Origin of the sequence: Variovorax sp. J22P240, assembly GCF_030316855.1 — a bacterium.
Taxonomy (GTDB): domain Bacteria; phylum Pseudomonadota; class Gammaproteobacteria; order Burkholderiales; family Burkholderiaceae_C; genus Variovorax.
Genome location: NZ_JASZYR010000014.1, coordinates 61,920 through 86,347, shown reverse-complemented (window position 1 = coordinate 86,347; position 24,428 = coordinate 61,920). Strand labels below are relative to the sequence as shown.

The window sequence follows — 24,428 nt, the reverse complement described above, 5'->3', positions numbered from 1 at the left end:
CCAGTACTGATGACTGCCGCTTTTCTCCCTCAGCGTGCAGCAGCGCTCTTGCGTCTGGCGAGGTGGTGTTGATGCACAGCCCCCCGAGCTTCAGCGCGCCAGCGGTCGTCCGGACTTTCTTCGGGGTCTCGACGGCCTCGCGAGTCCATGAACACGTAGCGGCCATCGGCGCGGAAGTACTCGAAGGTGATCAAAGCGATCCGGGCAGCCAGCACGGTCAAGGTCTTCCGGGCGTTCATGCGGCGGTCTTGAACGTGCTCGTGGCAGCTGCGCTGGCGGGGGAGACGTCACATCCCAATCCAATGCCTGATGGCTCAACCCTGCGCATCGAGATGGCATGAAAGGGGCACTTCACGGCGCAGTCGCTGCAGCCCGTGCACAGATCCGCAGCGCCCAAGGTCGAATACTTCTTCCAAACGACCACTTCGAGGCAGAGCAGGTCAAGGTCGCACGCGGCGCGTCGATGTGTCCCCGCTCCCTTGGCGGAGTTGCTGCGCAGCATGGTTTCTCTCACCGCGGTCCTTCGAGCCTGCGGCAGAATCCTTTACCGGCGGCAAAGCCGAGACTCAAGGAACATCACAGATGGGTGCGCAATGGAAAGCCAAGCACAAGGATCTGGCGGCTAACGCCAAGGGACGCTTGTTCGGCAAGCTCGCGAAGGAAATCATGATCGCCGCCCGCAGCGGGGCCGATCCGGCATCGAATGCGCGCCTGCGGCTGGTGGTGGAGCAGGCGCGCAAGGTCTCGATGCCCAAGGACACGCTGGAGCGGGCCATCAAGAAGGGCGCCGGCCTGACCGGTGAGTCGGTGCATTTCGACCGCGTGATCTACGAGGGCTTTGCGCCGCACCGGGTGCCGGTGATGGTCGAATGCCTGACCGACAACGTGAACCGCACCGCGCCGGAGATGCGGGTGCTGTTCCGCAAGGGCCAACTGGGCGCCTCAGGGTCGGTCGCCTGGGATTTCGACCACCTCGGCATGATCGAGGCCGAACCGCAGCAGGTTGGAGCCGATCCCGAACTGGCCGCCATCGAGGCCGGCGCGCAGGACTTCGAGCACGGCGAGGAGGGGATCACGGTATTCCTGACCGACCCCGCCGATCTCGACTTGGTCAGCCGGGCGCTGCCGGCGCAGGGTTTTTCTGTGCTGTCGGCGAAGCTCGGCTACAAGGCCAAGAACCCGATCGATCCGGCCAGCCTGAGCGCCGAGGCATTGGAGGAGGTCGAGACCTTCCTGGCCGCCATCGATGCGAACGACGACGTGCAGAACGTGTTCGTGGGACTCGCGGGGTAACTGCCCACGTTTCCATCGGGCCTGCTGCACCTGCGCGCTGGCTCATCCGCGGCCTGAGCCAAGGACTCCTTGGGGTGGTGCGGCTCGATCAGCGCACAACTGCGCCCACGGCACCACGCGCCATCTCGACCAGAAAGGCCGCACGCTTGGTCGTCTTGCCCTACTGATCGAACCCGCCGCGAGCGATCTGCTTCATCCGCCCTTTCCCGTTGCCTGAGACGACAACGAACCAAACCAAGCAGCGGTGGACTGGATCAGAGGCTCCATAGCCACTAGAGCAGGTAGGGTACGAAGCGTTGTGTGCGGCGCATGTAGTCGCGGTAGGCATCGCCGAAATGCTCGATGCACTCTGTCTCCTCGCGCTTGGCGGTGACGAAGATCAGCGCAGTCGATGCCAACACCAGCATCAAGCCCAGCCAGCTGAAGCGCTGCAGGAAGACCCCCCAGGCAAGGCAGATCAGTGCCGTGTACATCGGATGGCGGATGTATTTGAATGCTCCCGTCGTCACCAGTCGAGTGGTCTTCTCGAATCCGATCAGTGCCTCGTCCTTGCGGGCGCTGCTCGGCTGGCCCAGCCGTCTCAAGCGGCGTGCCGCATGCAGCGGCAGCCAGGCCGACGTGGCGAGGAACAACTGCGCCAGCAACTGGCTCGGTGACAGCAGAGGATCGTCGCCCCAAACCGGCAGATTGATCCAGATCAGGCCGAGGATGCACTCCACCGCGAAGAAGCGATAGAAGCCGTGCGAGCGCGGCCGGGTGATCGCTCCCCGCGAGATGTACAGCAAGACCGAACTGACGATGACGAAAGTTGCGGGGTAGGCCTGCAGGGGCAGAAGCATTTGCGAAATTTACATGCAGCGCGCTGTGGTGGAAAAGGCCAGGCGGCATCGAAATCGGCCCGGCGCTGGTGGGGAGCAAGGGAGAGGCCCAAATGCGGTCTCCCTCTGCCCGCTCGAGTACGACCGCATTGCGAGCGCGAATACAAGCACCCTCTCCAGCAGCCAGGCCGTTGGTCGGCCCCGCCATGGGTTTAGGGATCTATTCGTCTACTGCCGCGCCATCGCAATGCGCATGGCATCTTCCGGCAAGACCAGGTGATCGACGCTCTCTGCAGCGTCGGATATGGCAAGTTGCACGCCTTTGACGCGCCCGTTGAACACGTTGTCCTTGGCTCCGTAGTCCGGGGAAACCGGCGCGCCGGTGTCTTCGCCCACATCGCAGCCGTCGTCCGCGGAGAAGACCATGGCCTGGGTCATCGGAACAGAACCCTCGCCGGCCTTCTTGCCGTCGATGAACAACGTCACTTGGCCGCCCTTGCCGAGCCCGCCGCCCGCATAGGCGAACTCCATACGCACCTGGTGCTCGCCGGTCGGCAGCGGATCCGCTGATTCGACGTAATAGTGGTTCACGCCTGCCACGTTGTAGCAGTACTTGAGCTTGCCCTGGTGCGCGTAGAGGGTCCAACCGCCGATGTTCGCCCCCTGCGCGATGATGACGCCCCGCGCGCCGGCGCCCGGGACCTCGATCTGGGCAGTGACGGAGTGCGACTTGTTCTTGAGGTTGAGCACGCAGTTCTCCGACAGCCGGCTCATGCCGCCGAACAGCAACTGCGTCTTTCCCCTGATCAGCACGGGCCGGCCTGCGGTGTCGGGGTTCATCTTTTCGACCACCCGGTCGTCAATGGGCAGCACCTTGTAGCGCGTGGCCTCGATCAGCCACAGGCGCTGCAAATCGTGCAGCTTCTCGGGCATCTGCTTCGACAGGTCACGGGCCTGGCTCCAGTCCTTGGTCGTGTCGTAGAGCTCCCAGACGTCGTCGTCGAGCGGCACGGTCTTGCGACCCACGAGGACCCACGGTGTTCCATGCTTGGTGACAGCGGTCCAGCCCTTGTGATAGATGCCACGGTTGCCGAACATCTCGAAGTACTGCGTCTCGTGCCGCTCTGCCGCATTCGCGTCGTTGAACGTGTACAGCATGCTGACGCCCTCGAGCGGGTCTTGCGCCACGCCGTTGACTTCGACCGGCTCGGGCAAGCCCGCCGCCTCGAGAATCGTCGGCGCGATGTCGATCACGTGATGGAACTGCGAACGCATCTCGCCCTTGGCCTGGATCCCCTTCGGCCAATGGACGATCGTCCCGTTGCGTGTGCCGCCCCAGTGGGAAGCCACCTGCTTGGTCCATTGGTAGGGCGTATTCATTGCGTGGGCCCAACCCACGGCGTAGTGGTTGTACGACTCCGGGCCGCCGAGCTTGTCGTAGCGTGCCATCAGGAACTCGGGCGTTTCAAGTGCAGCAAGTCCGTTGAAATTCGCCATCTCGTTGTAGGCACCGTTCAGCGTGCCCTCCGCAGAGGCCCCGTTGTCGCCGACGATGTAGTAGACGAGCGTGTCGTCGAGAATGCCGAGCTTCTCCAGGCTGTCGAGCAGGCGGCCCACATGATGGTCGGTGAACTCCATGAAGCCGGCGTAGACCTCCATCTGCCGACGCAGGATCGGCTTGAGCGCTTCCGGCATCGCGTCCCATGCGGGGATTTCCTCGTGGCGCGCGGTCAGTTCGCAATCGGCCGGGATCACGCCCAGCGCCTTCTGCCGGGCAATGGTCTCCTCGCGCAGCTTGTCCCATCCCTGGTCGAACTTGCCCTTGTACTTGTCGGCCCACTCCTTGGGGACGTGATGGGGCGCGTGGGTGGCACCGGGCGCGAAGTAGGCGAAGAACGGCTTGTCGGGTGCGAGGACCTTCTGCTGCCCGATCCATGACATGGCCTTGTCGGTCATGTCCTCCATCAGGTGATAGCCCTCCTCGGGCGTCTTCTTCGGTTCGACCGGGTTGGTGCCTTCATAGAGGCTCGGATACCACTGGTTGGCTTCGCCGCCGATGAAACCGTAGAAATACTCGAAGCCGCCGCCGCCCGTCGGCCACGCGTCGAAAGGTCCGACCGAACTCGTCTCCCACACCGGCACCTCGTGGCACTTGCCGAATTGCGCGGTGGAGTAGCCGTTGAGCTTCAGCGTGCGGGCCAAGGGGGACATGGAGTTCGGCAGCACCGAGCTGTAGCCCGGGGCCCCCGTGGCGATCTCGGTGATGCCGCCCATGCCGCAGGAGTGGTGGTTGCGGCCGGTCAACAGGGCCTGGCGCGTCGGCGAGCACAGCGCGGTGGTATGGAAGCGATTGAATTTCAGCCCGCCAGCCGCCAGCTTCTCCGCGTTCGGCGTCTGGCAGGGGCCGCCGAAGGCACTGGACGATCCGAAGCCGGCATCGTCGATGAGGACGATCAACACGTTGGGCGCTCCCTTGGGTGGACGCAATTGGTCGATCGGTGGAAAGTGGGTGTCGGGGTCCCGCGCGTCGTAGGTGATGAGGCCGGGCCTCGACGTGTTGCGCATCGGGAGATGCGTACGAATCTTCCCGTGCTCCGAATCCTGGCTGTTCGGCTTGGCTGGATTGCTCACGACTTTCTCCTCGGTGGACTCGATGGAGCGGTTCACACAACGGACGCGCCCGCCCCTTTGGAGCGTCCGCTTTCAGGTGGAGGCAGCGAGCGTACCCGCAACACGTCTTGCCGGCCACCGGAAGTTACAAAGTCAGCTCGCATCGAAAGCGGGCGTCGGGGCATCGGGATCAACGCCTGCAAGTGGCCGACAGGCCCAGTTCGAGATCCGAGCTCGAACGCGTGGGCTTCAGACTGGCTGCCGTCGTCCAAGTTCGACGGCCGAATGACCGCGGTGGCTGAGACCGGACATTGAGAGCAGGTCGGCTCCACTCAGGTCCAGGCTTTCGCCCGTTGTTGAGAAGATGACAGCCATGCTCTGAGGGCGCGAAAGTTCAGGTTTCGCATACGGCGAACTTGCTGATGCTTCAGCCGTGCGCATGAGGCGGTGACCGATCTGGGCCGAGCCGAACCCGGCCACAAGGTGCTCGAGATGGGCGCGGGTTCGGGTCATCTGGTGGCGCATCAGCCCGAGGCCCTCCAAACCGTCGAGATCGTCGAGCCACCGGGGCCGCAGACTGCGCAACGCCTCGAGGGGCCGGGTTGCGATCTCGTCCAGGTGGCAGTATTCGATTGCTTCAGCGCCCGCTCCCAACGCCACCAGGACGAACGCTGCAATGCACGCAGACCCGAGCGTCAGGGCAAAGGTCGCGATCGAGAACACCTCGGAGTGGGAGGCCATCTCGGTGCGCAGCGCGCAGCCGGCGAGTGACTTGTTCATGATCGATTCCTTGGTGGAGGGCACAGGCGAAGAATCGGCGCTGCGCACTCAGCCGACAAAGGGCATGCGACGAAGACGAGGAAGTGCCGGGTCAAAGGCGCCGGACGCGTCGCAAACCGCGAGCATCGACGTGGTGGCCGACGAATGCGCTGGTCACCGCCCTGCGGGCTCATCCGCGCCCGGCCGGACTCATCCCGGGAAACGGCGGTTTCGTCGGTTCGCACCTGTTTCGCAGGCGGCGTGAGGCGCACAATGATCGCGTTCTTCCCCTCGGAGGCCGCGATGTTCGGGTTCAGTCGCCTTGCACCCTTGCACAGCGGCGACAGCTATGTCGCGCGTGTGGTGCGTGCTCTCGGTTGGCAACGGCTTGCGGTCGTTGCGCTGGTGACGATCCTTGTGTCGACACGGCCGTTGCTCGAAGCCGACGTGGTCGGGTTCTTCACTTCGGTCGAGATCGCGATCCTGTGGATCGAGCTTTTCGCCGAGATGGCGCTGATCGCTGCCGTGCTGGCGCTCGGCTATACGTTGCTCGACGAAGCCCTGCCACCTCGCATGCCACTGCGGTTGGTCATCGTGTGCGCAATGCTGCTGGGGCTGTCCATCGTGATGACGGTCCTGCTGTACGCCCACTACGCGGACGGCTTCGACCACTTGCCCCCGCCGCTGCGCCTGGTGGCCGACTCGCTACGCTGGGGTCTGCCGGCCATCGTCCTGGCGGTGATCGCCGATATGCACCATCGCGCGTTGCAGACCGATGCTGCCGCGCACGCGGTGGAGCGATCGCACGAACAACTGGGGCGGGACGAGACCGAACAGCAACTGGCGCTGTTGCAGGCCCAGATCGAGCCGCACTTCCTGTTCAACGTGCTGGGCAACGTGCGGCGTCTGTATCGCACGCAGCCGCAGGCCGGTGCAGGCGCAATCGCCAACCTGATGTGCTACCTGCGTGCCGCGTTGCCGCAACTGCGCAGCGAGCACGCGCGACTCGGCGACGAACTCGAGCTGGTGCGTGCGTACCTCGGTCTGTTTCAGGTCCGCATGGGCGCGCGCTTGAGCTTTTCGATTCAAACAGACCAGGCTTTGCACGGCATCGAGTTCCCGCCGATGCTGCTCATCACGCTGGTCGAAAACGCCATCAAGCACGGACTGGAGCCGAACGGCCGCGGTGGCGAGGTACTCGTGCGTGCGAAGCGCACGGGGCAGTTGCTCGAAGTTGCCGTTCTCGACGATGGCCTCGGATTCGCTTCCGCGGCGAGCGACGGTACCGGCGTGGGGCTCGCCAACGTACGCCGCCAGCTTGCAGCGCGTTATGGCAGTCAGGCGCGGTTGGCTCTCGAATCCCGCTCGCCGCGGGGCGCCTGCGCGACGATCGTGATCCCTCTGCGCACCTTGCCGGATGTCGGCCCAGGGCGACTTGAGACGGCCAGCGCCTGAGGAGTGAACGATGGCCGTTGCCGTTCTTCGTGCGCAACTCGATCTGCAATCGACGACCTCCCATGCCGTCGACTTCGCGCACTGGCTGCGAACGCATCGCGGCGCGGTTGTGCTGGCAGGTCTACTTGCGTTCGCACATTCGCTGATTTCACTCGTCGGCGCGCTCAGCGTGTTGCCGCAGGTGACGCTCCCTCTCGCGCTCACGGGGACCTTCAAAACGGTCACGCTCGGTATCGTGGACTGGCCCGCGCTTTTGGTGACGGGCTATGTGTTTCAGCGGCTGAGCCTGACCGGCTGGCGGGCGGGCGTTGCCACGTGCGGCCTGGCCGCGTGCGTGGCAATCGCCTACGCGTCGCTGCCCTACCTGTCCTCATGGGGAGACATGTTGGAGGCGACGACATCCGGTTGGGGCTTCGCGGTCACCTCCGCCTTGAACGGGTTCATGTCGGCGCTGCTCTTTTTCGCCCACCTTCAGCGCAGCCACGTGCACGAGGAAGCTGCCAAGCGTCTTGCTGCTGCGCAGCGGGCTCAGCGCGAAGCGCGGCGCCGGTTGGCTCAAGGGCGTTTGCAGGCGGTGCAGGCGCGGATCGACCCGCAACTGTTGTTCGACATGCTCGATGCCGTGCGGCGAGCCTATGAGAGCGAGCCGCCGCGCGCCGAGCAACTGCTCGACGAACTGGTCGCCTTCCTTCGCGCAGCGCTCCCGCGGCTGCAGCACGCTTCGTCGAGCGTGCCGCGCGAGGCCGAGATGGCGTGCACGTGCGCGCGTCTGCACGCGCTGGCAGCCCCGCCCGGTGCCAGCATGGCCCTCGCCGTCTCGGCCGAGGTGATGGACGCTCGCTTCCCGCCCGGCGTGCTGCTGCCGCTGCTCAACGATGCGCTGCAAGTGCGTGCAGGCGCCTGCGAGTTGAGAGCGGCGCGGCGTGCAGGTGCGTGCCGGCTGGTGCTGACGCTGCCGGCCCGGCCGTCGGATGCCACCGCCCGGCGGGTGCGCGGCCTGCTGAACGATCTCTACGGAACGGCCGCCGAACTGGCGCTGGCCGACACCGGCGGCGTGAGCCGCGCAACGATCGAGGTGCCGTATGAACATGCGTGACTCGAGTGCGGGTGACTCGATGCTGGGCAACCCGGAGGTCCTGCTGGGGCCGACTGCGATCCTCGCCGAGGATGAGCCGCTGCTCGCCGACGAACTGGCCGAGCGCTTGCATCTGTTGTGGCCACAACTGCGGATCGTCGCGCGCGCGGGCGACGGAGTCGAGGCGCTGAACGCCATCGAGACGCATGCGCCGGACCTGGCGTTGCTCGACATCCACATGCCGCTGCTCACCGGCATCGAGGTCGCACGCCAGATCGCCGGGCGCTGCCACGTCGCGTTCATCACTTCGCACGACGAGCATGCGCTCGAGGCCTTCGAGGCCGGTGCGATCGACTACGTGCTGAAGCCGCCGACCACCGCGCGCCTGGTGACGACCGTGCAGCGCTTGAAGGCGCGCTTGCAGCAATCGCCGGCCGACCTGCGCCGCGCGCTGAAGGGCGTCGGCGCTGCCCCGCCCGCCGCGCCGCGCTATCTGCAATGGATCAACGCCTCGCGCGGTGCCGCCGTGCGATTGATCACCGTCGAGGAGATCGTGTACTTCAAGTCCGACCAGAAGTACACGCTCGTGATCACGAACGACGCCGAAGCGGTGATCAGGAAAACGATCAAGGAGCTCACCGATGAACTCGACCCGACCATGTTCTGGCAGGTGCATCGCTCGACGGTGGTCAACGTGCACGCGATCGACAGCGTCATTCGCGACGATCGCGGCAGCCTCACGCTGCGGCTCAAGCAGCGCCAAGAAACCCTGACGGTTAGCGAAGCCTACAACCACCTGTTCCGCCAGATGTGAAACAGTTTGATGAAGGAGAGTCCCCATGAAGACGCTCGACTGCAATTGCAGGGGTCCGATGAGCCGGCGCCAGGCTTTCGCATTGCTCGCGGCCTTCGGTGTCACGGGTGACGCACTTGCGCAGGACGCACCGACGGTCAACCCGCGCTCTTACCGCGTGCTGCTGGAGAACGACTCGGTGCGCGTGATCGAATACAAGAGCCGGCCAGGCCTCGGCGTGTGCGGTGAGGGCATCCACTCCCACCCGGCCCACCTGGCGATCACGCTCACCCCAGCCAAAGTCCGGGTGGTTCAGGACGGCAAGACGACATTTGGCGACCTCCCGCAGGGCAAAGTGATGTACTTCGAGGCTGAAGTTCATTCGGCGGAGAACGTCGGCGGCGCCGGCACCCGCATCTACCTGGTCGAGATGAAGGGCAAGGACTGGAAGCCGAGCACCGGTTGAGTCCGCGGGGGCTGCTCTTGCCCCTTGCAGGGGGTGAGCATCTTCATCAGGAAGTGCGTCGAGCCCATCCTGTGCTTCAGTGTTCTGAAGACATGCTTCAACAGTTCGTCTGCGGATCTGCATGTCGTCGGGGTTGATCAAGCCTGCGCCGCCGAGTGACCGGAAAGGGCCGCGGCCGTGAGTTCGGAGGTCGAGCTCGACCGACCGGACACTGCGTACTGGACGGGGTGCGCTGGCGCAAGGCAGGGTAGAGCTCCACTGCGCCCGGCCAAGCGATGGCGATCTGCCGGCGAAAGCGCCGCCGGGCATCACGACCTGAACAGGCGCCTGAACCATCCCTTGGACTGCTTTGTCGGTTCTTCCTCCGGAGCCACGTCGTGCGCGCGCAACTCGACGCCGCCGGCAAGCTGGCCCAGCGTTTCGAAGATCATGCGTCGGGCTTCCAGCCGGACGCCGCCGGTGCGATGGAATGCTATGACGACGCGGCTGACCTGAAGCGAGTCGCCGCCCAGGTCGAAGAAGTTGTCGCGACGTGCGATCGTGCCGCTGTCCATGCCGAGAATCTCGCCCCAGATCCCGGCCAGGGCCATCTCTGCGGGTGTGGACGGGGCGTCGCCGGCGCTCAGGCTTGCGCGGGATTCGATGCGCGGCGCAGGCAACGCGTGCCGGTTGATCTTTCCGTTGGGCAGCAGCGGCAGCGCATCCAGCACCACGTAGTGCTGGGGCAGCATGTAATCGGGCAGGCTGACGCGCAGGTGGTCCTTGAACTCGGCCCCGCCGGCCGCGCCTTCGCGCAGCACCAGGTAGGCCACCAGGCGGACATCGCCGGGGCGATCCTCGCGCGCGACGACCAGGCTCTGGGACACATCGGGGTGCGCCTGCAGCGACGATTCGATTTCACCCAGTTCGATGCGATGGCCACGCACCTTCACCTGGAAGTCGAGCCGCCCCTGATGCTCGAGCAGGCCATCGTGGCGCCAACGCCCGCGGTCTCCCGTCCGGTAGAGCCGCGCATGCGGGTCGGCGCTGAACGGATCGGGGATGAAGCGCTCAGCGGTCAGTTCGAGGCGGTTCAGATAGCCCGATGTGACGCCGTCACCGCCGATGAAGATCTCGCCGGACACGCCTGCGGGGCAACGTCTCCCCTGGGCATCGAGCACGTAGATGCGGGTGTTCGCGATCGGGCGGCCGATCGAGATGGTCTGCGGTTCCGGCGGGACCTTCCAGCAGGTCGACCAGACGGTCGTTTCCGTGGGGCCGTAGAGGTTCCATACTTCACCGGTTCGCGCCGAAAGCTGCTGGGCCATGGCGGGGCTGAGACTCTCGCCGCCGACCAACGCCTTGAAGGACGCAGAACCCGTCCAGCCGGCGTCGATCAGCATGCGCCACGTTGCAGGCGTTGCCTGCATGACCGTCGCGCCCGCCTGGTCGATCAGGGACCGGAGTGCCTCGCCATCGACCGTCTGCTCGCGAGTCGCGAGCACCACGGTCGCGCCGGCCAGCAACGGCAGCAGCAGTTCGAGCACCGCGATGTCGAAGCTCAGCGTGGTCACTGCCACCAGCACATCCCCCGGTCCGAGCCCGGGTTCGCGCTGCATCGAGAGCAGGAAGTTCACCACCGCCTGATGCGGCACCACGACGCCCTTGGGCTTGCCGGTGGAGCCCGAGGTGTAGATGACGTAGGCCGGGTCGGCGGGCCGCGCATCGCATTCGGCATCCGGCGGCAGCGCGGTCGCGGGCTGGGCCATCAGCTCCGCCTGGGCCTGATCCAGCAGCAGGGTCGGCATGGCGAGGTCCTGCCACAGGCTTGCAAGCCCCTGCTCGGTCACCATCAGCGTCAGCGCCGCGTCGACTGCCATGTCGTGCAGACGTTGCAGCGGGTAAGCCGGATCCAGGGGCACGTAGGCGCCGCCTGCACGCAGGATGGCCAGCTGCGCAACCACCATCGCCGGCGTGCGCTGCACGCAGAGGCCGACCAGGCACCCTCGCCGCACTCCGGCGCCGCGCAGCAGATGGGCCAACCGGTCCACGCGCGACCAGAGTTCGCGGTAGTCCAGCGTTTCGCCCGGCACCTGCACGAGGGCCGTGCCCGACGCCCCGCGCTGCGCATCCAGAAGACCATGGACCGTGAGATCGCGTGGATACCCGATGTCGGTCCGGTTCCAGGTGGCTAAGCGTGCGAGCTCTTCCGGACTGGCGGCCGCATGTTCATGCAGGGGCCGTTCCGGCTGCTGGATGAAGCGCTCGAGCAGATGCATGAAGTTGTCCAGCATCGCCTGCGCGGTCGCGGGCGCGAAGAGCTCGGTCGAATAGCCCAGCGACATTGCAAGCTCGACTTCGGTGTCGATCGTCAACGAGAGGTCGAACTGCGTGGCGTGCAGGTTCAAGGGCACGAAGTCCACGTCGAGGCCGTCGAACTGCGGGAGCTTCCGGGGCGTGTTCACCACATTGAACATCACGCGCACTTCAGGTGCCCTGGCACCTGATTCCTGCTGGCGCAGCCGGTCCATCAGATAGTCGAACGGGATGTCCTGATGGGTGAAGGCCGACAGGCAGGTTTCACGCACCTGCTGCGTCAATTCGGTGAAGCTCTGCGCCGGCCGGACCTGGCTGCGCAACGCCAGCGTGTTGACCAGCGAACCGACCACCTCCTCGGACTCGATGCGCATGCGCCCTGCGATGGGCGTCCCGACCACGATGTCCTCCTGGCCGCAATAGCGGGCCAGCAGGGCCTGGAATGCAGCCAGCAAGGTCATGAAGGGGGTCAGGCCGAGACCGCCGCTGAAGCGCTGGATGCCGGCGAGCCATCCCTCGGGAAACTGCCGTCGGATGCGGTCGCCCCGGCTGCTGAGCCGCTGCGCCACCGCGGTGTCCGAGCTCAGGTTCAGGGGGCTCATGCCGGCGAGTTGCCCGAGCCAGTAGTGCGTCTGGCGCGCGAGCATCTGGTCGTCGATGTGCTGTCGCTGCCAGCTTGCATAGTCGGCGAAATCGAGCGCGCGAGGCGGCGTCGGTGCTGCGTGTCCTCGCAGCAGTGCCGCGTACAGATCCTGCAGCTCGCGCAGGAGGATGCCCCACGACCAGTCGTCGCCGATGATGTGATGCATCACGAGCGCGAGGACATGGTCCTGCGCATCGAGCCGCAGCAGGATGAAGCGATGCAGGGGGCCGGCGGCCAGGTCGAAGGGTTCCGCTGCGATGTGCGCCGCCTGCCGGTGGAATTCACTCTCTCGCTCGGCCGCAGGTGTACGTGACAGGTCGATCTCGACCAGATTCGCCCCATGGATCTCACCGAGGAGGACTCGGGGCTCGGTGTCTCCGAACTCGAAGGTCGAGCGAAACGCCTCGTGCCTTGCAACCAGGTGGTCCAGCGCACCGCGCAGCGCGGCCGTGTCCAGCGGCCCGCGCAGACGCATCGTGTCGCGCATGTTGTAGGCGGCGCCCTTGGGGTCCATCTGGTTCAGCACCCACATGCGCCGCTGCGAGAACGACACCGGCAACGGCCCTGTTCGCGGTACCGCCTCGATGCGTGCCATCTGCGCCGCTTCATCGCCGTCCGGATCCGACCCCAGGGCGCCGACCTGCTGGGCCAGTTCCTCGATCGTCGGGTGCTCGAAGATCTGTCGCAAGGGCAGCTCGACCCGGACGGTCGAGCGGATGCGCGACACGATCTGCGTGGCCAGCAGTGAATGGCCGCCGAGGTCAAAGAAGTTCGCGCGCACGCCGAAGCCCGACTTGCCCAGCACCGCGCTCCAGATGTCCAGCAGCGTCGATTCGATCGGTGATCGCGGAGCGAGCTGATGGGGCGCCGAGGCGTCGCTGTCCGGGCCCGGGAGCCGCCCGCGATCGAGTTTTCCGTTGGCCAGTCGCGGCAGTTCCGGCAGGAACACGAAGGCACCCGGGATCATGTAGTCGGGCAGTCGCTTCTTCAGGGCCGAGCGCAGGAATGCGGCATCGGCCGGCCTCTTCAGGACCACGTACGCGACCAGTTCCTTGTGGTCCGGACCGAGGTCGCGCAACAGCACCGCACTCATCTGCACCGGGTCGCAGGCGGCGAGTGCGGACTCGATCTCCCCGAGCTCGATGCGAAAGCCTCGCAGCTTGACCTGGTCGTCGTTGCGCCCGATGAACTCCACCACCCCGTCGTGCAGCCAGCGCGCCGAGTCGCCTGTGCGATACAGGGTCTCGCCGGGACGGAAAGGATTGGGCAGGAAGCGTTCGGCGCTGAGCGCCGGTCGGTTCTGGTAGCCGCGGGCCACGCCGATCCCGCCGACGTAAAGCTCGCCGGCGACGTTGACGGGCTGTGGCTCTAGCCGCGCGTCGAGCACGTAGAGCTGCGTGTTGGCGATCGGACGGCCGATGGGCACGATGGGGCGATCGGGCAGCTGTGTGCCGATTTCGTACCACGCGCTGTCCACGGTCGCTTCCGTGGGCCCGTAGAAGTTGCCGAGCCTGACGCCCGGCAGCCTTTGCCGGAACGACAGTGCGAGCGCTCGGTCCATTGCCTCGCCACCACTCAACACGTAGCGAAGGCTCGGGCAGTCCGGCGAAGCCAACCCGTCGAGCATCACGCGCAACTCGGACGGGACGAACTGGACGACGCTGATGGCGTTGTCGCGAATTGCAGCGGCCAGCAGGTGCATGTCCTCATGCACATCGGGCTGCGCGATGACGAGCGTCGCGCCACGACACAGCGGCGAAAGAAACTCCCAGAGCGACGCATCGAAGCTGATCGACGTCTTCTGCAGCACGCGATCGCTGGCGCTCAGCCCCAGTGCATCGGTCATCCACAGCACGTGATTGCTCAGGCCGCGGTGCATCAGTTGCGCGGCCTTGGGCGTGCCGGTCGAGCCCGAGGTGTAGATCAGGTAGGCCAGATGGTCCTGGCGTATCGGGTCTGGCAGATCGGCCATGGGGTCGACCGGGACAGGTCCACCGTCATCCGCAAGCACGTGGTACTTCGTCGCCGGTGAAGTACCGATCTCCCTCAAGCGATCCACGAGCGTCGACTGAGCGAGGACCACGGCCGGCCTCGAGTCTTCCAGCATCGCGCGCAGCCGCTGCACCGGGTGCCCGGGGTCCAGCGGGAGCAAGACTCCTCCCGCCTTGAAGATGCCCAGCAGCGCGACCGCCAGCCCTGTGCAGCGCTTCATGCAGAGGCCGACGACCATCTCGGGCCCGACGCCCAAGGTGCGCAACTCGTGCGCAAGGCGGTCCGACAAGAGGTCGAGTTCGCGATAGCTCGTGTTGTGAGGCCCGAATCGCAGCGCAATCGCTTCGGGTGTCGCTCGCGCCTGTGCGCGAAAGAGGGCATGCACCGGCAACTCGCGCGCAACCGCGGGGACTTGCTGGTTCCACTCGACCAGCACCCGGTGCCGCTCCTTGGCATCCATCAGCGGCAGGCGATCCAGCGCCTTGCCGGGATCGTCAACGATCTCCCTCAGGAGCGCGATGAAGTGCGCGGCCATCTGCGCGATCGTGCGAACCTCGAACAGGTCGGTGCGGTATTCGAACAGCGCCTCGAATCCGCCGTCGGACTCGACGATGACCAGGGAGAGGTCGAACTTGGAAGTCTCGGCACGAATCGCCAGCTGCTCGCTGGCCAGGCCAGCCAGCTCGAGCTTGCGATGAGGAAAGTTCTCCAGCGCGAACGACACCTGGTAGAGCGGATTGCGGCTGGCGTCGCGTTCCGGATTCAGCTCGGCCACCAGACGATCGAAAGGCAGGTCCTGGTGGGCCAGCGCCGCAAGCGTGGTCTGGCGCACGCCCTTGAGCAACGCGATGAATCCCGACTGGCCTTCCAGATGGTTGCGCATGACCACCGTGTTGGCGAAGTAACCCACCATGTCGCGCAGGCGGACGTCGTGGCGTGCCGCCAGGGGGACGCCGACAGCGATGTCGGTCTGGCCCGTGTAGCGCATCAAGAGCACGTTGAAGGCCGCGAGAAGGCCCATGAAAGGCGTGGCATCGTGCCGCGCCACCAGTGTCCTCAGCGCCGCGACGAGTGCCGGCTCGATGCGCAGCTCCAGCGTGCGTCCGGCATGGGACGTCTGCGACGGCCGGGGCCGATCCGTCGGGAGGTGCAGGGTCTCAAGTTCGCGCAGGTGCTCGCGCCAGTAGGCGGCCTGTGTCTGAAGACCGTCGCGTTCGAAGCGCTGACGTTGCCAGCTGACGTAGTCGGCGAAGGCCAACGGTGGTGCGGCCATGTCGGCGTCTTCCGCGCCTCGCGCATAGCACTGGGCAAGTTCGCGCCTGATGACACTCATCGACCAGCCATCGGCCACGATGTGATGCACCACCAGCACCAGCACGTGATCGTCCGGCGCGATGCAAAACAGCTCGGCACGCAGCAAGGGCGCGCTCGACAGATCGAAAGGGCGGGCAATGCTGAGTCCGATGCGCTCTCGAAGTGCACCTTCCGTGGCCGCCTCGAGTTGCACGCGCTGCAGCTGGAACCGTTGCAGTGCCACCGGCACCGGAATGACCTTCTGCACGGGCGCCTGCTCCGCAGCGTGAAACTCGGTACGCAGGCTGTCGTGGCGCGCAAGCAACCGCTGCAGGCTGCGCTCCAGCAGTTCGACGTTCAACGCGCCGCGATAGCGCGTCGCCGAATGGATGTTGTACGCGGCGCCCCCTGCGGCCATCTGGTCCAGGAACCACAGTCCCTCCTGTGGAAAGGACAGAGGCGCGCCCTCGGCGGCGTCGAGGGTCGTGGGCGAGCCCGCTTGCGCGCGTTGTTGGAGCTTGCGAGCCAGAATGCGTCGTCGTGCTCCGGGGCTGGTCGGAATGGAGGGCTCTGGAGAGGTCACGTTCGGGGCTGCGTCCATCGTTGGTGTCGTTCTGTTCGCTATGTCTCTTGGGGTGCAGACGGCCAGTTCAAGCGCCGTTTCGGCCGCCAAATGTGTCGCCTCCGAGCAGGTGCGCGACCTCGTCGTCGCTGAGGGCACCCAGTTCGGACTCGAACGATGTACTGAGTGCATCGGCTTCTTCGATGGCGGCTTGCAATTCAGCCGTAAAAGTCGTGACTGTCGGATGCGCCAGGAGGGCCGATGCGGGCAGATCGACGCCCCAGGTTTCATTGACCTCGAGCACCAGCCGCGCCGCTGACAGGGAGTCACCCCCGATCGCGAGGAAGTTGGCGTCGAAGGCGACGCGCGGTTGATCCAGGACGCGCGCGAACAGGGCGGCGATCTGCGACTGCAGCGGCGTCAATGGCACATCGCTGGGCACGGCGGCGAGAAGCGCCGCCACCTGATGCTCCAGGTTTCGGCGCTGGACCTTGCCACCGGCGCCTTGGGGGATGCGGTCGATGACGTGGATGCACGCCGGTATCTTGAAGTCCGCAATGACGCCGAAAAGGCTGGAGCGAAGGAACGGCCCATCCGCTGCGCTGTCCGGCGAGCGCACGATGGCGGCGTGCACGTTCTCGCCCAGCGTCGGATGCGCCACCGGATAGGCCACCGCTTGCGCGACGCCTGGCAGGCGCATGAGCGCCTGCTCGACTTCGAACGGCGAAATCTTCTCGCCGCCTCGATTGATCATCTCCCTGCTGCGCCCGGCCAGGAACAAGTAGCCGTCATGGTCGAACCAGCCCAGGTCGCCGGTGAGAAACCAGCCGTGAAGGAATGCCTCGGCGTTGGTTTCGGGCGCGTCTTCGTAACCGGCGAACACGGCGGGTCCGCGCGCGATGACCGAACCGGTCTGTCCGACTGACAGCGCATGGCCTTCGTCATCGATCACGCGCAGTTCGGCTCCGACGGGGCGGCCGACGGAACCAGCCTTTCGCACACCTGGCGGCAATGGATTGCTCGCCAGTTGGGTGGCCGTTTCGGTCATGCCATAGGTCTGGATGACGGGCACGCCCCACAGATCCTCCATGCGGCGCTGCAGCTCCGCGGGCAGCATCGACGAGGCTGTGCGAATCAGCCGAAAGCCGTGTGCCGGCGGCGCCGCGTGGTCGTGGGTCAGCTGCTCGACAACGGCATGATGGATGGTGGGAGAGGCGGTGTACCAGGTGGGGCGAAAATCGCGGATCCAACGCGGGAACTCTGCGGCATCGAACGCCGGCGCGCACACCACTGACGAGCCGGCGGCGAGGGGCGCCAGCAGTCCGCCGATCAAGCCATGGCTGTGATAGGCAGGCATCACACACAGCGCACGGTCTTCGGAACTCAGGTCGAGGTGTTGCGCGATGTGGTGCGCGGAACACACGACCTGCCGCTGGCCGAGCGGCACGCGCTTGGGCTTTCCGGTCGTGCCCGACGTGAACAGGACGAAAGCCGTATCGGTGGAGTCGGGCCAGGGCGCATCGACATCCGGCGCGCCTCTGGAGGGGCCTTCGAGCCACTGTTGCATGTCGAAAGCCAGAGTGGCCAGTCCAAGCTTCTGCGCGAGCGTCACGGGAAGGGGGTCGCCCGGCAGGCCCATGACGGCATCGGCCCGGGCGTCCCCGAGCAGGTTCAGCAGTTCAAGCTCGGCAAGCCCTGCGTGCAGGGGAATACAGACGGCCCCGCACGCGATCACCACGCAGGAGATGGCCAGTCCCAGGCCTGATGGCATGAGCACGGCAACGCGAGCGGCGGGCGCAAGCCCGCGGGAGGCCAGCCAAGGTCGCGCGCTCTGCGCCATTGCGAACAATTGCGCGTAGCTGACCGGCTGCGCTCCCGGCGCCAGCAGGGCGATCGCCGCAGGCCGCAGACCCGCGTGGCGTGCGAGCAGTTGCGCGAGGGTCGAGGCTTCGAAGTCGGACAAGACATTCCCTTTTCTGCACGGGTGCGAAGCCGATGCCGTCAGTGGTGTGATGACAGGGCTTGTTCGATTTGTTATCAATGCTTGTGGATCGCGCGCCGCCAGGATTTCGCGCGAAGTGTAGCGTTCGAGGATTGCTGTTAAGTACCGTTGACGTGACATTGCGAGGGCTTTCCGCAATGCAGGGCGTGGCAATTCAAGGTGCACGCGGTGCATCCTGGAAAACCCATCCGGTGTGCCTTCAGATCGCTTCCACTGCAGTGCAGCCGTCGCGGGTTCAGGGCTGGTGTGCGACGGCGTTTCGTTCCTGACAGGAGCCGGCGGCGTTTCGATCGCAGCAGCGATGGATGTGCAGTACCGATGCGTTGCCGACACCCGATGCGCGCGGCGTCGTGGAGTACCGAGAAGGTCAAGCCCACGATGTGATCCGGCAAGTCCAGAGCCCGAGGGCCTCGGTTACTTGTCCTTGGCCGGAGTGACCGAAACCTTCGGTACTTCGATCACCTTTTCCTCGCTCTTCACCGTCGGGACCGTGATGGTTTTCTCTTCCTTCGTGACCTTCACGTCAGGCGGGGTCACGTCGTACTTCGGAAGTGTCACGTCCCCTTCCTTTGTCTTCTCGTACTTGGGCACCGTGATATTTCCTTCGGCCGTCTTCTTCACGTCGCACGCCGCAAGCGTGACGATGCTACTGACGGCGATAGCGATGGCTGCGATGGCTTTCATGGAATGTCCTTGTAGATTGTTCGAGCCATTTTCGAAGGCAGGGGAGGGCGGCCTGTAAGACCGCACCGCGTCAGCCCGGAGGCGCGGCGGCTCACGTGGTGTCGTCCATCGGACCCGATGGCGGCAGTGGGCGCTCTCCTTCAGGAGAGACGATTTGGGAGGGGCGCAGACTGCAGTTCCGATGGCTACCTTCTCGGCTCATACCGCATCGCCACCGCCCCCGTGCCGAACTCTCGGCTCACGAGCTTCAAGTAGACACGCTTCGATAGCCCCGCGAACAACGACGGCCCGTGGCCAACCAGCCTGGGCTGCACCACCAACTCGTACCCGTCGATCAATCCCCGCTCCGCCCAACGTCAGCGGGAGCTTCACGCCTCCCACGAACAGTCCCTTGCCCGAGTCCCCTTGAGCTGCTGAACGGCCGGGCCCAGTTCCCCGCGCACGAGTTCCGCATTCCAATCAACCCACTCCAGGGTGCTCGACATGACGTACTTCTTTGCCGCGTCGATCGTCCGGGCGAAGGGTTCCATCCGATCAGGCCTCGCTCCTGTGCGCGCCGGCGGCCGGAACGCTGCCTTCATCATTTCGTAAGTCGCCCGCCAATGAGGAGGGCATCGGCTTGGTCGAGGTTCTCGCCCGCGTGACGATGCAACCCTTCGTCCGCGGGAATCGCACGATGATCGCAGCACCCGTCCAAAGCGACGTTGATGGAATACCTGAGGGGGCGCATTGCGTTCTCCTGAAGCGTGCCAACTGGTTGTGCGCGTTGGAGTGCTGCCTGTCACGACACCCCGCCGTCACAGCCGTGACGAGTGAGCTGCAAGACCTTGATGGCTCAGCGTTTCTCCAACTTCGTCGCGCTTTCAAGGCCTGCGTCGCAACCCTTGCCGAGCCCAGGGCAGATCCTCGAAAACCGAGGATTCACATGCGCACTTCTTCTTTGGCGTGGTCGCGCGTCGCTCCTACGATTGCGGGTTGATCCACTGTTGGCTCCCCCCATGGTCACGGCCTGCGCATCTCCTTCTCGTGTTGAAAGTCCCGCCGGTCCGGTGCTGCGCTTGCTGCGTCGTGGCTTGACGCTTTGGGCTGCGGCCTTGGTGCCACTGCTGGCGGCCAACCCTGCGGCCGCAGAAGGCAACGTACGCATCGTCGACCAGTTCGGCTTGACATCGCTGCTATGGCATGTGGCGCGTGCCGAGGGCTTCATTCAGAAACAGGGCCGCGCGCAGGGGCTGGAGATCGCCGTCGAATGGTCGCGGCTGTCGGGTGGCAGTGCGGTCAACGAGGCGTTGCTGTCGGGCGCGGTCGACGTGGCGCACATCGGCGTCGGCCCCACCCTGCTGCTGTGGGACCGCACGCTGGGCAAGCAAAACTTCAAGGCCTTCGCCGCGGTCGGCACGATGCCGCAGTACTTGCTGAGCAACCGTGCCGATGTCAAGAGCATCCGCGATCTCGGCGGAAAGGACCGCATCGCCGTGGTGTCCACTTCTTCGCAACAGGCGCGCACGCTGCAGATGGCTGCCGCACAGACCTTTGGCTTCGAGCAGTTTGCGCGCTTCGATAACTTGCTGGTGACGCTGCCGCACACCGAAGCCATGGCAGTGCTGGCCTCCGGCAAGGGCGGCGTGACCGCACATTTCTCGAACGCACCCTTCCAGTATCAACAGCGCAAGACCCCGGGCCTACACGTGATCCTCAGCTCCTATGACGTGATGGGGGGACCATCGTCGTCCGTGTTGGCAGTGACGTCGGAGAAGTTCCGGCGTGACAACCCCAAGACCTACGCCGCGGTGAAGGCCGCGCTGGCCGACGCGGCCCAGCTCGTGCGCGTGAACAAGCGCCGTGCAGCTGAAATCTACCTGGAGGCGGAGGATTCCAAAGTGCCACTGGCCGACATCCTGGCCTTCCTGGACGATCCCGAAATCGGCTACGACGTCGTGCCCCAGAACACCGAGCGGCTCGCGCGCTTCCTGCACAAGGCCAAGGTGCTGAAGAACGATCCTGCGACATGGAAGAGCTACTTCTTCGATGACGTGCACCAGGTCCCTGGCGGTTGAAGCCGGCAAGTTGAAAGACGAGTCATGAACGCAATCCTCTCGGCGCGCCCTGCGGTGTCGCCCTCCCAACAACTGCAGGACGACATCGATCTGCGCCCGCTCACCGGCCACATCGGAGCTGAGATCCACGGGCTCGATCTGCGCCGCGCGCTGGGCGCGCCTGCCGTTGCCGCCATCCGCGCCGCGCTGCGCCAGTGGAAGGTGGTGTTCTTTCGTGACCAGGTGCTGACGCATGCCGAGCATGTGGCCTTCGCACGGCAGTTCGGCGAGCCCACCATCGGCCATCCGGTGTACGGCTATGTCGAGGGTCATCCGCAGGTGTATTCAGTCGGCCGCAACCGCTTCCAGTCGCGCCACGAGGGCGAGCAGCTGATCCGGCCGTGGACGGGCTGGCACACGGACGTCACGGCAGCCGTGAACCCACCCGCCGCGTCGATCCTGCGCGCAGTGGTGATTCCGCCCTATGGTGGAGACACGCAATGGACCAACCTTGTGCAGGCCTACGCCGGCTTGTCGCCCACCCTGCGCGCCTTTGTCGACGGTTTGCGCGGCATTCACCGCTTTGCACCACCTGAAGGCCAGAATGCGACCGACGAGTTCTTGCGCAAGAACCGGTCCCGCCCCTTGGTCAGCGAACATCCCCTGGTGCGCGTGCATCCGGAGAGTGGTGAGCGGGCGCTGTACGTGAGTCCGCTGTTCTTGCAAACCGTCACCGGCTTGACGCCGCGCGAAAGCCGCCAACTGCTCGACCTGCTGTTCGAGCATGTGGTGCGGCCCGAGTACACGGTGCGATTTCGCTGGCAGGAGGGCAGCATCGCATTCTGGGACAACAACAGCACGGCCCACTTGGCGCCCCGCGACATTGACGACCTGGAGTTCGACCGCCAGCTTTACCGCGTGACGCTCAAGGGTGAGATTCCATTCGGTGTAGACGGTTCTCGCTCCAGCGCGATCGAAGGCGAGCCGCTGGAGGCCTACGAGTAGAGGCTCAAGCCACCCGGCGCGTGGCTGACGGCCGACTGGCGTGGACGCGAGTTGCAGCAGGCTGAAGTCGTCGACTGTCGGCGCCACCGCGTTCGGTCAGGCGCGGCGCGCTTGTCGGTTGATTTGGCTATATGCACCTGACATAACGGTCGTTCCACTTCCACGCGGCGCTGCCGACAATCGCGGCCGTCTCCGTTGACGCTTTCAGGATCTCCCATGTTTTCTGTGTCGAACACCATCCGCCGATCGTTGCGCGACCTCGCGCTCAGTGCCTTGCTCGTTGCCGCTGCCATGCTGCTGGCGGGCATGTTCGCCTCGGCCTCCGCGCATGCCCAAGCTGGCAAGGGCGAGCTTCGCATCGGCTATCAGAAGTCGGCCAGCCTGTTCGTGCTGCAGAAGGCGCAAGGCACGCTGGAGAAGAAGCTCGCACCGCTGGGCTTCGGCGTGAAGTGGGTGGAATTCCCGGCCGGCCCGCAGTTGCTCGAAGGCCTCAACGTCGGCGCAGTCGACGTCGGTTACGTGGGTGAGGCGCCACCCATCTTCGCGCAGGCCGCGGGCGCGCGCTTCGTCTACTTCGGCTACGACCCGGCGGCGCCGCGCGCCGAGGCGATCCTCGTCACGAAGGACTCGCCGATCAAGTCGGTCGCGGACCTCAAGGGCAAGAAGGTGGCCCTCAACAAGGGCAGCAACGTGCACTACCTGCTGGTGAAGCAGCTCGAGAAGAACGGCTTGAAGCTCAGCGACATCCAGCCCGTGTACCTGGCCCCGGCCGACGGCCGTGCCGCCTTCGAGAGCAAGAACGTCGATGCCTGGGTCATCTGGGATCCGTTCCAGGCGGCCGCCGAAAAGGCCACCGGCGCCCGCGTGCTCGCCGACGGCGCGCCCGACGTGGTCAACAACTACCAGTTCTACCTGGGCGAGCGCGGCTTCGTGACGAAGAACCCGAAGGTCATCGATGCGCTGTTCGAGGACTCCGTCGCGCAGGGCATCTGGCTCAAGAAGAACCTGCGGCAGGCGGCCGAACTCATCGCACCGCTGCAGGGGCTGCCGGTCGACGTGGTCGAGCTTGCGCTGCGCCGCTACGAGTTCAACGTGAAGCCGATCACGTCGCAGGTGGCAGCCGACCAGCAGAAGATCGCCGACACCTTCTTCGACTTGAAGCTGATCCCGAAGGCCATCCGGATCAGCGACGCCGTGGTGGTGGACAAGCCGTGAGCGTGTCATCCCCAATCAAGGAGCCTGGTCCGACCTGTGTGCGTCACGGTCGATGAGCACACCCCGCAGGCACTTGCACCTCGGCGCCTTCTTTTTCGGCGTCGGCCATCACCTCGCTGCGTGGCGTCACCCGGATGTGGATCCGGGCGCGGCCAGCCGCATCGAGTCGCTGAAGGAGTGGACGCGCATCGCGGAAGAGGCCAAGTTCGACGCGATCTTCTTCGCCGACAACGTGGGCCTGCCCGGGCCGCCCGATGCGGTGGTCGCGAAGAATGCGCTCTGGTATCCGCTCGATCCGCTGATCACGCTGGCCGCGCTGTCGCAGGCCACCACGCACATCGGGCTGGTGGCGACCGTGTCGTCGACCTACCTGCCGCCCTATCACCTGGCGCGCAAGTATGCGTCGCTCGACCAGGTCAGCCATGGCCGCAGCGGCTGGAACCTGGTGACCTCGGGCAGCGACTTCGAGGCTCGCAGCTTCGGTCTCGACCAGCAGCTCGGCCATGCGCACCGTTATGCGCGCGCCCACGAGTACGCGAGGATCGTCAAGGGGCTGTGGGACAGCTGGGAAGACGATGCCTTCGTCCATGACAAGGCGGCCAACCGCTTCTTCGACACGGTCAAGCTGCATCGCGTCGCGCACGAAGGCGAGCACTACAAGGTGCATGGCGCCTTGCAGACGCCGCGTGCGCCTCAGGGCCACCCGGTGCTGGTGCAGGCGGGCTCCTCCGGCGACGGACAGGATCTGGCTGCCGCGACCGCCGAGGTGGTGTTCACCGCCCAGCAGAGCGCGCAGGAGGCGAGGGCCTTCTACAGCGGCCTCAAGGGACGCCTCGCCGCCCACGGCCGCACGCCCGGGCAGCTCAAGATTCTGCCGGGCATCTCGCCCTTCGTGGGGCGCAGCCAGCAGGAGGCGCAGGACAAGTTCGACCAGCTCCAGGGGCTGATCGACCCGGTGCTGGGCGTCGGCCTGCTGTCGACCTTCCTCGGCAATGTCGACCTCACTGGCTATGACATCGACGGTCCGTTCCCGCAGGACCTGCCGGTGACCGAAGGCTGGAAGAGCCGGCAGGAACTCTTCGCGGGAATGGCGAAGCGCGACCACCTGTCGATCCGCCAGCTCTACGAGAAGGTCGCGGGGGCGCGCGGTCATTGGACCCTCGTCGGCACCGCGGAGTCGATCGCCGACGAGCTGGAGCAATGGTTCACCACCGGCGCTGCGGATGGCTTCAACGTGCTGGCGCCCACGCTGCCGCACGGCCTCAGGGATTTCGCCGAGCTCGTGATTCCCGAACTCCGGCGGCGGGGACTGTTCCGCACGGAGTACGAAGGCACGACGCTGCGCGAGCACCTGGGGCTGGCGCGTCCTTCGCATCGCGCGGCATCGCCTCGGACGACTGGCTCGTAGGCAGTCACCACCAAGCCATGGGGT

At 65.6% G+C, this 24,428-nt stretch carries 17 protein-coding genes; 9 read left to right on the top strand and 8 right to left on the bottom strand.

The window, feature by feature from the left end; translation table 11 throughout:
* Nucleotides 1-29 precede the first annotated feature (29 nt).
* Nucleotides 30-239 carry a hypothetical protein gene (locus QTI24_RS25185; protein WP_286604112.1) on the bottom strand — a complete coding sequence of 70 codons (210 nt, stop codon included), beginning with the start codon at nt 237-239 and terminating at the stop codon, nt 30-32.
* Entirely contained in the window at nt 236-502 is a 267-nt protein-coding gene (locus tag QTI24_RS25180; protein WP_286604111.1) for a 4Fe-4S binding protein, read from the bottom strand. The genes QTI24_RS25185 and QTI24_RS25180 overlap by 4 nt, the downstream gene beginning before the upstream one ends.
* A gap of 80 nt (nt 503-582) precedes the next feature.
* On the opposite strand from QTI24_RS25180, the gene QTI24_RS25175 reads away from it, so the two are divergent.
* Nucleotides 583-1,293, top strand: a complete 711-nt coding sequence (locus QTI24_RS25175; RefSeq protein WP_286604110.1) for a YebC/PmpR family DNA-binding transcriptional regulator — start codon at nt 583-585, stop codon at nt 1,291-1,293.
* Between the two features lie 272 nt (nt 1,294-1,565).
* Here the strand turns inward: QTI24_RS25175 and QTI24_RS25170 are convergent, their stop codons facing one another.
* The 3 genes from QTI24_RS25170 to QTI24_RS25160 form a co-directional block, all read right to left on the bottom strand.
* Nucleotides 1,566-2,132, bottom strand: a complete 567-nt coding sequence (locus QTI24_RS25170; RefSeq protein ID WP_286604109.1) for a methyltransferase family protein — start codon at nt 2,130-2,132, stop codon at nt 1,566-1,568.
* 207 nt (nt 2,133-2,339) lie between these two features.
* Nucleotides 2,340-4,742 carry an arylsulfatase gene (locus tag QTI24_RS25165; protein ID WP_286604108.1) on the bottom strand — a complete coding sequence of 801 codons (2,403 nt, stop codon included), beginning with the start codon at nt 4,740-4,742 and terminating at the stop codon, nt 2,340-2,342.
* Between the two features lie 228 nt (nt 4,743-4,970).
* Nucleotides 4,971-5,501 carry a hypothetical protein gene (locus tag QTI24_RS25160; RefSeq protein ID WP_286604107.1) on the bottom strand — a complete coding sequence of 177 codons (531 nt, stop codon included), beginning with the start codon at nt 5,499-5,501 and terminating at the stop codon, nt 4,971-4,973.
* A 252-nt stretch (nt 5,502-5,753) separates the two neighbouring features.
* Between QTI24_RS25160 and QTI24_RS25155 the strand changes: the two genes are divergently transcribed.
* Genes QTI24_RS25155 through QTI24_RS25140 form a run of 4 tightly spaced genes read left to right on the top strand, consistent with a single transcriptional unit; the run spans nt 5,754 to nt 9,269 of the window.
* Nucleotides 5,754-6,935: a sensor histidine kinase gene (locus tag QTI24_RS25155; RefSeq protein ID WP_286604106.1), complete on the top strand. Its 1,182-nt coding sequence runs from the start codon at nt 5,754-5,756 to the stop codon at nt 6,933-6,935.
* A gap of 10 nt (nt 6,936-6,945) precedes the next feature.
* Nucleotides 6,946-8,031 carry a sensor histidine kinase gene (locus tag QTI24_RS25150; RefSeq protein WP_286604105.1) on the top strand — a complete coding sequence of 362 codons (1,086 nt, stop codon included), beginning with the start codon at nt 6,946-6,948 and terminating at the stop codon, nt 8,029-8,031.
* Nucleotides 8,018-8,824: a LytR/AlgR family response regulator transcription factor gene (locus QTI24_RS25145; RefSeq protein ID WP_286604104.1), complete on the top strand. Its 807-nt coding sequence runs from the start codon at nt 8,018-8,020 to the stop codon at nt 8,822-8,824. Before QTI24_RS25150 ends, QTI24_RS25145 begins: the two co-directional genes overlap by 14 nt.
* A gap of 25 nt (nt 8,825-8,849) precedes the next feature.
* Complete coding sequence (locus QTI24_RS25140; RefSeq protein ID WP_286604103.1) at nt 8,850-9,269, top strand: hypothetical protein; 420 nt, start codon at nt 8,850-8,852, stop codon at nt 9,267-9,269.
* A gap of 308 nt (nt 9,270-9,577) precedes the next feature.
* Here the strand turns inward: QTI24_RS25140 and QTI24_RS25135 are convergent, their stop codons facing one another.
* From QTI24_RS25135 to QTI24_RS25125, 3 genes are all read right to left on the bottom strand, one after another.
* The gene (locus QTI24_RS25135) at nt 9,578-16,093 is read right to left on the bottom strand and encodes a non-ribosomal peptide synthetase (RefSeq protein WP_286604102.1); all 6,516 of its coding nucleotides are present in this window, start codon (nt 16,091-16,093) and stop codon (nt 9,578-9,580) included.
* A 49-nt stretch (nt 16,094-16,142) separates the two neighbouring features.
* Nucleotides 16,143-18,017 (bottom strand): non-ribosomal peptide synthetase, encoded by a 1,875-nt coding sequence (locus QTI24_RS25130; protein WP_286604101.1) that lies wholly within the window; start codon nt 18,015-18,017, stop codon nt 16,143-16,145.
* Nucleotides 18,018-18,470: 453 nt separating this feature from the next.
* Nucleotides 18,471-18,740 (bottom strand): hypothetical protein, encoded by a 270-nt coding sequence (locus QTI24_RS25125; protein ID WP_286604100.1) that lies wholly within the window; start codon nt 18,738-18,740, stop codon nt 18,471-18,473.
* A 1,073-nt stretch (nt 18,741-19,813) separates the two neighbouring features.
* On the opposite strand from QTI24_RS25125, the gene QTI24_RS25120 reads away from it, so the two are divergent.
* The 4 genes from QTI24_RS25120 to QTI24_RS25105 all read left to right on the top strand — a co-directional run bounded on the left by QTI24_RS25120 (nt 19,814) and on the right by QTI24_RS25105 (nt 24,404).
* On the top strand, nt 19,814-20,797 hold the full coding sequence (locus QTI24_RS25120) for an ABC transporter substrate-binding protein (RefSeq protein ID WP_286604099.1): 984 nt from the start codon (nt 19,814-19,816) through the stop codon (nt 20,795-20,797).
* A 24-nt stretch (nt 20,798-20,821) separates the two neighbouring features.
* Nucleotides 20,822-21,781 carry a TauD/TfdA dioxygenase family protein gene (locus QTI24_RS25115; protein WP_286604098.1) on the top strand — a complete coding sequence of 320 codons (960 nt, stop codon included), beginning with the start codon at nt 20,822-20,824 and terminating at the stop codon, nt 21,779-21,781.
* Between the two features lie 216 nt (nt 21,782-21,997).
* A complete protein-coding gene (locus QTI24_RS25110; RefSeq protein WP_503011306.1) occupies nt 21,998-22,996 on the top strand; it encodes a sulfonate ABC transporter substrate-binding protein in 999 nt (332 codons plus the stop codon).
* 52 nt (nt 22,997-23,048) lie between these two features.
* Nucleotides 23,049-24,404 carry an LLM class flavin-dependent oxidoreductase gene (locus QTI24_RS25105; RefSeq protein WP_286604097.1) on the top strand — a complete coding sequence of 452 codons (1,356 nt, stop codon included), beginning with the start codon at nt 23,049-23,051 and terminating at the stop codon, nt 24,402-24,404.
* The last annotated feature ends 24 nt before the right edge of the window (nt 24,405-24,428 follow it).

What these genes read in the sequence shown, in the direction of transcription:
- QTI24_RS25185 (WP_286604112.1), bottom strand. Translation starts at nt 239, where the DNA reads ATGAACGCCCGGAAGACCTTGACCGTGCTGGCTGCCCGGATCGCTTTG.
- QTI24_RS25180 (WP_286604111.1), bottom strand. Translation starts at nt 502, where the DNA reads ATGCTGCGCAGCAACTCCGCCAAGGGAGCGGGGACACATCGACGCGCC.
- QTI24_RS25175 (WP_286604110.1), top strand. Translation starts at nt 583, where the DNA reads ATGGGTGCGCAATGGAAAGCCAAGCACAAGGATCTGGCGGCTAACGCC.
- QTI24_RS25170 (WP_286604109.1), bottom strand. Translation starts at nt 2,132, where the DNA reads ATGCTTCTGCCCCTGCAGGCCTACCCCGCAACTTTCGTCATCGTCAGT.
- QTI24_RS25160 (WP_286604107.1), bottom strand. Translation starts at nt 5,501, where the DNA reads ATGAACAAGTCACTCGCCGGCTGCGCGCTGCGCACCGAGATGGCCTCC.
- QTI24_RS25155 (WP_286604106.1), top strand. Translation starts at nt 5,754, where the DNA reads ATGATCGCGTTCTTCCCCTCGGAGGCCGCGATGTTCGGGTTCAGTCGC.
- QTI24_RS25150 (WP_286604105.1), top strand. Translation starts at nt 6,946, where the DNA reads ATGGCCGTTGCCGTTCTTCGTGCGCAACTCGATCTGCAATCGACGACC.
- QTI24_RS25145 (WP_286604104.1), top strand. Translation starts at nt 8,018, where the DNA reads ATGAACATGCGTGACTCGAGTGCGGGTGACTCGATGCTGGGCAACCCG.
- QTI24_RS25140 (WP_286604103.1), top strand. Translation starts at nt 8,850, where the DNA reads ATGAAGACGCTCGACTGCAATTGCAGGGGTCCGATGAGCCGGCGCCAG.
- QTI24_RS25135 (WP_286604102.1), bottom strand. Translation starts at nt 16,093, where the DNA reads ATGGACGCAGCCCCGAACGTGACCTCTCCAGAGCCCTCCATTCCGACC.
- QTI24_RS25125 (WP_286604100.1), bottom strand. Translation starts at nt 18,740, where the DNA reads ATGAAAGCCATCGCAGCCATCGCTATCGCCGTCAGTAGCATCGTCACG.
- QTI24_RS25115 (WP_286604098.1), top strand. Translation starts at nt 20,822, where the DNA reads ATGAACGCAATCCTCTCGGCGCGCCCTGCGGTGTCGCCCTCCCAACAA.
- QTI24_RS25110 (WP_503011306.1), top strand. Translation starts at nt 21,998, where the DNA reads ATGTTTTCTGTGTCGAACACCATCCGCCGATCGTTGCGCGACCTCGCG.
- QTI24_RS25105 (WP_286604097.1), top strand. Translation starts at nt 23,049, where the DNA reads ATGAGCACACCCCGCAGGCACTTGCACCTCGGCGCCTTCTTTTTCGGC.